Source organism: Enterovibrio nigricans DSM 22720, assembly GCF_900167155.1.
In the GTDB taxonomy this organism is placed as follows: Bacteria; Pseudomonadota; Gammaproteobacteria; order Enterobacterales; family Vibrionaceae; genus Enterovibrio; species Enterovibrio nigricans.
The window spans coordinates 1-7,828 of sequence record NZ_FUXU01000120.1; the positions used below are offsets into that span (position 1 = coordinate 1).

The following is a 7,828-nucleotide window of genomic DNA, read 5'->3' on the forward strand; positions in this document are numbered from 1 at the left end:
ACGCTCAAAAAAGACGACGGCCTGAATCTGGATTTAATGACACTCGCCAAACTGATTAGCTCCCGAGATTTACGTGCTATCGGTTTACCCTCCGACTTGCCCTCGCACCTCAACGAGTTCTTGCTCGTCAGTCAGGCGCACTGTCAGGTGATTGATACCGTCATTGCCAGCATGGAGAAACAACAGGAGCTGCGTGATGCTGAGAGTACCGCCCAATAAGGCCATTACAGGCTATGTCCCTTGCCCTGAGTGTCAAACGCCGTGCGGTGTCCTCTTCCCCAAAGGAGGACGGCGACGCTTCACCCCTTACCTAAGCTGCGACACCTGCAAGGTCACGATGCAAACCAATGACATTAAGCCTTACATTGTCAGCCGCTATATGCCCACCCTTGATAGCTATGCGGCGAAATACGAGGTGGATGTCAGTAAGGAGCAAGAGCAACTTGCGGCGAACCGCTGGACGGAGAACCCAGATTTGTATGCCGCGCGAATAAAAGGCATGGATGACGAGCAAGAGAAAGCACTGAAAGACGTGTTAGACCCCGAACTCACTGAGCACGACATCATGCCCTTGCCGCCCGTGACCATAGACAGCGCGACACAATCGGTTGTGGGTGAGTCTGACAAAACATCATCGACCACATCGACCACATCGACAGACACACAGGTAACGAAAGGGGACGATAAGCAAGGCGAAGAAGGCAACAACGCGGGAGAAGACACCAGCACAGGAAACGCCGTCACTGTCTTGTTCGTTATCGGTGGCCTTGCCGCCCTGACTTACGGCGGCTATCGCCTGTATCGCCACCTTAACGACAAGGAGGAAACCTACCGTGACTGAGACCCACACCACAAAGGGGGCAACGCCGCCCCCTTTCTCTTTAGATGACACCACCTTCAGTGATGACCTCCTAGCTGACATTGAAGCCCTTGAGCCTAGTCAGCCTAAAGAGAGTGACGACACAAAAGACAAAGACTCGCAACGCCATGATGCTTCTTCCCACGCCCTCACTGGCAATAAAGGAGAATTAGCCGCAAACGGCCTTGTTGACCTGATTGAAGTCAGCCTCAAAAGCTTTGTGGTCAAGGACTTTACCCTCTCACCTGAGCGTAAAACCCTTATCGTGGACAACTTCACGCCCTTTTTTAACAAGTACGACGGGACGGTCGTTAATCTCTTTGGGCGGTACAAGGAAGAAGCGCAAGCGGTCTTTGCCTTGTCGATTCTGGCGTTCTCTGTCTGGGTATGTATCAAAGAAGCCAAAGCACAAACACAGCCAAACCCTGAGCAACGGGACAGTGATACGCCAACCGTTAACAGCAAGCCTTCCCGACGTACCAAACAGACAAAGGACAGTGCAGAGCATGGCGATAAACAGTAACCCGTCACTCAAAGCACGGCACATGCTTTTTTCTGCCACCACAGGCGGCGGGAAAACCACCGCCGTGCATCAACTGCCCCAACTGAACAAAGCGCGACGTATCGCGCTTTATGACCCCTATGATGCCTATACCCAATTAGGCAAAAAAACCGTCATTAAAACTTACTCCCTGAAACACTTCGCGTTTGCCTTAGAGAAGGCCATGAAGCAAAAGAAAAGCTTTGTGGTGTCCTTGTGTCGTACCTATGGGGGAAAAGAGCTAACACTGTTTGCCCGTATCGTTTGGGCGCTGGCTGACGGGAACAAAGAGCTGCATGTGGTCATTGAAGAGTTGATTGGCTCCATCGTCAGCCCCCAGACACTCAGTAAACCCGTTGCCGAGCTTTGGAACGGTGGGCGACAGTTTGGGTTGGTCATGTATGCCTTGTTCCAACGTCCGCAAGAAGTCCCTAAGACCGTGGTCAGGCAATCCCAGTTTAAGTGGATAGGCAAACAAGACGCGAAAGCAGATTGTCGTTACTGGAGTGCAGAAATTGATGTGCCTATAGAAGACATTGACCGTTTACAGGATTTGGAATATTACCTCAAAGAGAAAGGCGCAGCCCCTCAGTACGGCAAAATCGCCTTACCAGATTAACCCCGATATTTACCTCAATGAGACCTATAGGTTTACACAAGCCTATAGGTCTCGACCGTTTACCCCACGCCTAACGCCTTCGATACCCGTTTCAAACCGCAGTTCTAGGGGTATCAGACCTATAGGTTTAAACGCGCCAAACGCTCGTCTAACGCACCTTAACGCTCTCGATACCCGTTTCAAGCCGCGATTCATGGGGTATCAGACCTATAGATTTACATGCGCCAAGCACTCGTCCAACACACGCTTAACCTCCTCGACACCCGTTTCAAACCGCGGTTCTAGGGGTATCAGACCTATAGGTTTAAACGCATCAAGCGCAGCCTAACACTTCAATTAATCATCGCTGGCACATTTATGCCCCAAAACGTGCTTCGAAAATCTCCCGCTAGGGTTCGAAAAGGTGAATTTCAACTTACCAAAACTAATCTTAGTTCCTTCATTGATTGATCAAGAACACACGTCCACCACTTTCTGAACACAAATCAATTAACTTCATCCGTGATGAGATCAAAATCAAGCCTTCCTATATGTCCTTTGTGGTACTTTCATGCCGGATAAGTTGGGCAGTAGTTAAGTGTGCGAAGGGGGGGTATAGAAATATTCCATCTGAGCATGAATGACATTAGCCTAATGCACTGTATTTATTCAGTATTTTATGGGTGGAAGGAAGTGAAAGATTTGATTGATGATGATTTATTCATCCAAATAGAAGGTCATTTGAAGTGTAGTGAGCTTAGTTGGCTGCTGGGTGCTGGAATTAGCTTCGATGCCAAATTGCCACTGATGTATCCGTTGACTAACAAGGTTAAAAAGGATCTAAAAGCTGGTAGCAGGGAAATTTACGACAAGATTGTTTCTCCTCTTTTCACTGAGCTTTCGGCAGACTGTCATATCGAGCATATTCTCAGCCATTTAGGTGACTATGCAGCTTTGGCTGAGAGGAGCAAAGACAAAAAGGTCAATATCAATAAAACTGACATCGTGTTAGATGAACTTATTAAAGCGCATGGCTTAATTCTTGATTCGATATCAAATGTAATCAGGTCTGGTTACGTTGAAGGCAAGAATGGAGAACAGGATCAAGAAGGTACGTTATCTAAACCAATAGTAGAAATTGACTCTCATCTAGATTTTATTGATGCTTTATTTAATCACGCAGGTGCTGGTATCTATGAACGTAGAAAGTCCGTAAATATTTTTACTACTAACTATGACACATTATTAGAGGATGCTCTTGCCCTTAACAAAATACCATACTGGGATGGGTTTTCTGGTGGCGCACTAGCTTATAGAACTCAAAGATATGGAGAGCCAGTACCTATTAGTGGTCAACGTGCAAACTTAATTAAAATGCATGGTTCTATCGACTGGTATCTATGTGATAAAGGATATGTTTGGAGAGTTAGAGACAATGACCTCTATCCAAAAGTTGACCGCAGAGTCCTTATTTATCCACAAGCAACAAAATACATTGCGACTCAGCAAGACCCATTTTCTGCACAGTTTGATCTATTCCGTAAGTCTCTTAACTCTCAAAATAGTAATGTTTTAGCCGTCTGTGGTTATAGCTTTGGTGATGATCATATAAATAACGAAATTGAATTTGCAATGTCCAAGGAAGATAACAAAACTGTGTTAGTCGCTTTTCTTGAGTGCCGGAAAGAAATTCCAAGATGTTTAGAGAATTGGCGCAGTTCTAGGTTTGGCCAAAGAGTTATTATTGCCTCACTTCATGGGATTTATGTTGGCGAAAAAGGTCCATTTGAAAGAATAGATGGCGAAGATTATTGGTGGACATTCAAGGGTGTCACATCAGTGTTAAAAAACGGATGTGAGGCATAGAGTATGTTTGTACCAACTGAAGAATTAAGAGTAGGACAAGTTGTTGAAGTATCTGGAACGAATATAAAAGTTGAAATATCTGATAAGGTTTCAGAGTTAACCAAAACTTTCAACGGTAGAGTTTACCCCATAGGTCAGATCGGGAGCATGGTAAAGATCCACTATGGTCGGAAAGTTATTTTTGGTTTAGTTACAATGCTTAGAATGCGTTCCGAAGAATTGTTAGAGGCAGGAATTCCTGTAAATACCGATTCAGATCAAAGGTTAATGGAGGTACAACTACTGGCTGAAGGTAGTTGGAATAACTCCCACGGAAAATTGAACTTTAAACGTGGCATAAAGACATATCCCCTACCTCAGCAGGGGGTTTTTTTATTAACGAACGAGGAGATTTCGTGTGTCTATCGCTCAGCGGAAGGGGATAGAGGGGAAAAAATAGATCCATTGGTTCCTTTTGCAGTCTATAGTGCATCAGAGTCTACTGCTTGCCGCGCTAACATAAACAAAATGTTTGGGATGCATTGTGCAGTATTAGGTTCAACAGGCTCAGGTAAGTCAGGAACTGTAGCTGCAATAATTCATAGCGTGCTAGAGCATAAAAATGAAGGGATGAATTTATCACCGCAGATAGTGGTAATTGATCCCCACGGAGAATATGGGCAAGCGTTCAGTGAAAGAGCTGTGTTGTATAGAGCATATGATATTGCAGCAGGTCAAGATGAACAAGAACGCATAAAACTTCCTTATTGGTTGATGTCGAGTGATGAGTTTACCAACCTTATCATAGGTAAAACGGAAAGAAGCGCCACAAGCCAAAACAATGTAGTTCAAAAGGCACTTGCCCACGCAAGAATGGTTGCTGCAGGCATTGTTAAAGCTTGCCCAAGTGAATTTGGCACTAATGCTTTGGATCACTTAGAGAGTTTCGATGACCCAGACCTCTGTGAAGGAAAAGACCCATCACATATATTAGAGTTTGATCGCGACAAACCAAGACCTTTTTGCCTCAATGAGTTCGAGAACCATATCCGATACATTCAGGGAGGAAGGTGGAATAATGGCAGCCATCAAACACAAACTCCATCAGCCTTGGCCTCTTCTCCCATACCTTCCGTTTTAGACAAATTGAAAGTCCTTCGCAGAGATACTCGACTTTCATTTATGATGAAGTGTTGGCAGGGAGAACAAGATCCAATAAAACTACATAAGGTGTTGAATCAATTTGTTGGTTCCCCTGTAGAAGAAATGAAAGATATTAGAATTATCGATATCTCAGGTTTACCGAACGAAGTTGCAGGTCCTCTAACTGCGTTAATTGCCAGATTACTATTTCAATATAAAGTGTTTCAAACTCAAGATGAAAAAGAGAAAGATCCTATTTTACTTGTATGTGAAGAAGCCCATAGATATGTACCAGATCACGGTGAGGCACAGTACGCAGCTGCACAAGGGGCTATCAGGCGAATCGCTCGAGAGGGTCGAAAATACGGAATTGGTTTAATGCTTGTAAGTCAACGACCAGCTGATGTAGACAGTACAGTTATATCACAATGTGGCACATGGGTCGTATTGAGACTGACAAATTCTGCGGATCAACAGCATGTTGCTCGGTTCTTGCCCGATGGGCTTTCCGGTATGGTTGGAGCGTTACCTATTTTATCTCAGCAAGAAGCAATATTTGTTGGTGAAGGATCGGCGCTACCGTCTCGAATAAGAGTTAGGGACCTAAACGATGAGCAATTACCAAAATCTAGTACAATTCCATTTGCTCAAGGTTGGGCTAGTGAACGCTTAGATTTAGAGCAACTCGAAGAGATATCCAATAGGATGTGTAACTAGCAGAAAATGTACAGTAGCCAGTTGCTCATATTTGCTACTCGCTGCGCTCTTAGTTTTAGAAAGGGCGCGGCGTTAGGCTATACAAGATAGTTAGGAACATATGGTATTAAAAAATAAAGAGTTATTTGATCTTCCTGTTTACAGGGTAGATGAAGATACCTACAACAGTGGACTTAGAGAGTATATCGAGTCAAACGGTTTAATGTCTCCAGAATATGCCCGTAAAGAATTTGGCGGAGATTGGCAGTACAATGAGGTTGTCGGCTTTTTAAGGTTCTACATTTCAGGAAAGAGACAAATTCGTTGTGAATATTGGCAAACGGATACTAAGCGAAAAATTAAAACTCGAAAGAAGCAGTTTGTGATGACTTCAGATAGTTTCTGTACACAGAACTTCAATCCTAGCGCAGACAATGACGAGCTAAAGTCAATGTTGTTAGGTTGTATTGAGCATTGCAGGGTAAACCTTCCACGTCGATACATTGATATGCGAATCTTTATGCAAACATTTGAATTTATTGATTGGAGGAGAGTGCTAACCTAACAAATATGAATAAGTGTCGCGCAGCCGACACTTTATTTGGGTGTTTAACAAGCACGTTTTCGATAAACGACATCATCACTTGCCCAACCTGAAGTAATCCGAAGTGGATGATTTAGAGCATAAGGTCTAACAGACTTTTGTCCATTTTTGGCTTAGAACATCAAAACACAGATAGAATAAAGCCGCCCAGTAGAGCGGCTTTCTATTGTGCCAAATACATCCAATCCCAAGCGATAAGACCGATATCAAATACAAGCAACAAGGCAATGATGACATCCCAACGTCGAATGAGCCGTTGCTCTCGCTGAAAAGCTTCTCTTTCCTCTACGTTCGTTGACATTGCATCCAGTGGCTCCTGTTGTTCTCTAATTAGCCGCATACACAGCGACACCCATATTTATCACATTTAAAAACAGAAAAGGCCGCTCAAACGAGCGGCCTTTCTTTTTGCATAGTTATGCAGAATGAGGTGGCAGGGGTGGAGAGATTCGAACTCCCAACACGCGGATTTGGAATCCGCTGCTCTGCCAATTGGAGCTACACCCCTATAAGAACGCCATTCTAGCGACATTTAGATAAATTGCTAGAAGATAATGCTTAAGAGTGTTCAACTGGACAGATATCGAACAATACTATGATTTTTCGGCAAGTTTTTGCTTATATTTATTAAACGCCATTAAGGCGATGACAGCCGGAGCAGCGACAGCGGTCGCTACAGCAGTACAAAGTAGTGTCATCTGAATTAAAGCAGATAAATCTCCCATCCTAGGATCTCCAAACGTCATCAAACATGTTCATAGTAACGCGACAAAATCTGCTGATTTATCCCAATAATGAGAAGGGCGCAAATAGAATACCAAAAGCATTAACCTCTATATATTTACATTCAGCTTGCCACAACACATTGTCGAATAAAACACACACAATGATAACACCATAAACACTTATAATTCATAGATATAATGAATATGTGATTTACGTCGCGTCAAAATTAGTAACTCTTTATCCATATTTCAATACAATTTAAAAATGGTTGATACAGTAAAATTTAAATGCTATCGCCCCAGCCTTTCAGTTAGGGCTTTGTATACATTGCTGAAATGTTGGACTGACGCAGAATCGAGACGCAAGCTGAAAGCGAGTGATAGCCGACGATAAAAAGCCCCGCTATTTCTAGCGAGGCTTCTTAATATATGACAGAGCGAATGGGCCGTAACGAGGACGCATAGTGGCGCACGGCCAGTGCTGGCAACTTCAAGGGCGCAGATAGCAAAAAACCTCAGCATTTCTGCTGAGGTTTCTTTAATAAATGGCGGAGCGGACGGGACTCGAACCCGCGACCCCCGGCGTGACAGGCCGGTATTCTAACCAACTGAACTACCGCTCCACACGGTGATAAACAGTATTCTGTCTATCCGATACTCGTCGTTCAATACGCGTATCTAAATTTGAAGCCTGGCGATGTCCTACTCTCACATGGGGAGACCCCACACTACCATCGGCGCTGTTACGTTTCACTACTGAGTTCGGCATGGAGTCAGGTGGGTCCATAACGCTATGGTCGCCAAGCAAATTTGTTGT

9 protein-coding genes, 2 tRNA genes and 1 rRNA gene are annotated in these 7,828 nt (G+C 44.1%); 7 read left to right on the plus strand and 5 right to left on the minus strand.

What is annotated here, in order from left to right; all coding sequences use genetic code 11:
- From B5D35_RS24420 to B5D35_RS21685, 7 genes are all read left to right on the plus strand, one after another.
- A partial coding sequence (locus B5D35_RS24420; protein ID WP_170915245.1) for a hypothetical protein occupies positions 1-219 on the plus strand: 219 nt, incomplete at its 5' end.
- Positions 197-841: a hypothetical protein gene (locus tag B5D35_RS21660; RefSeq protein ID WP_139367830.1), complete on the plus strand. Its 645-nt coding sequence runs from the start codon at positions 197-199 to the stop codon at positions 839-841. The genes B5D35_RS24420 and B5D35_RS21660, both read left to right, overlap by 23 nt.
- Positions 834-1,382 (plus strand): hypothetical protein, encoded by a 549-nt coding sequence (locus tag B5D35_RS21665; RefSeq protein WP_078754544.1) that lies wholly within the window; start codon positions 834-836, stop codon positions 1,380-1,382. Before B5D35_RS21660 ends, B5D35_RS21665 begins: the two co-directional genes overlap by 8 nt.
- Positions 1,366-2,019 (plus strand): hypothetical protein, encoded by a 654-nt coding sequence (locus B5D35_RS21670; RefSeq protein ID WP_078754545.1) that lies wholly within the window; start codon positions 1,366-1,368, stop codon positions 2,017-2,019. The genes B5D35_RS21665 and B5D35_RS21670 overlap by 17 nt, the downstream gene beginning before the upstream one ends.
- 672 nt (positions 2,020-2,691) lie before the next feature.
- On the plus strand, positions 2,692-3,864 hold the full coding sequence (locus tag B5D35_RS21675; protein ID WP_078754548.1) for an SIR2 family protein: 1,173 nt from the start codon (positions 2,692-2,694) through the stop codon (positions 3,862-3,864).
- A 3-nt stretch (positions 3,865-3,867) separates the two neighbouring features.
- Complete coding sequence (locus B5D35_RS21680) at positions 3,868-5,703, plus strand: ATP-binding protein (protein WP_078754546.1); 1,836 nt, start codon at positions 3,868-3,870, stop codon at positions 5,701-5,703.
- 100 nt (positions 5,704-5,803) lie between these two features.
- The gene (locus B5D35_RS21685) at positions 5,804-6,247 is read left to right on the plus strand and encodes a hypothetical protein (protein ID WP_078754547.1); all 444 of its coding nucleotides are present in this window, start codon (positions 5,804-5,806) and stop codon (positions 6,245-6,247) included.
- 202 nt (positions 6,248-6,449) lie between these two features.
- Here the strand turns inward: B5D35_RS21685 and B5D35_RS24425 are convergent, their stop codons facing one another.
- From B5D35_RS24425 to rrf, 5 genes are all read right to left on the minus strand, one after another.
- On the minus strand, positions 6,450-6,587 hold the full coding sequence (locus B5D35_RS24425) for a hypothetical protein (protein ID WP_170915246.1): 138 nt from the start codon (positions 6,585-6,587) through the stop codon (positions 6,450-6,452).
- Positions 6,588-6,717: 130 nt separating this feature from the next.
- Positions 6,718-6,794 (minus strand) — tRNA-Trp (locus B5D35_RS21690).
- A gap of 85 nt (positions 6,795-6,879) precedes the next feature.
- Entirely contained in the window at positions 6,880-7,011 is a 132-nt protein-coding gene (locus B5D35_RS25330) for a hypothetical protein (RefSeq protein WP_269809182.1), read from the minus strand.
- A gap of 546 nt (positions 7,012-7,557) precedes the next feature.
- A tRNA-Asp gene (locus tag B5D35_RS21695) sits at positions 7,558-7,634 on the minus strand.
- Between the two features lie 66 nt (positions 7,635-7,700).
- Positions 7,701-7,816 (minus strand): 5S ribosomal RNA (gene rrf / locus B5D35_RS21700).
- Positions 7,817-7,828: the final 12 nt, after the last annotated feature.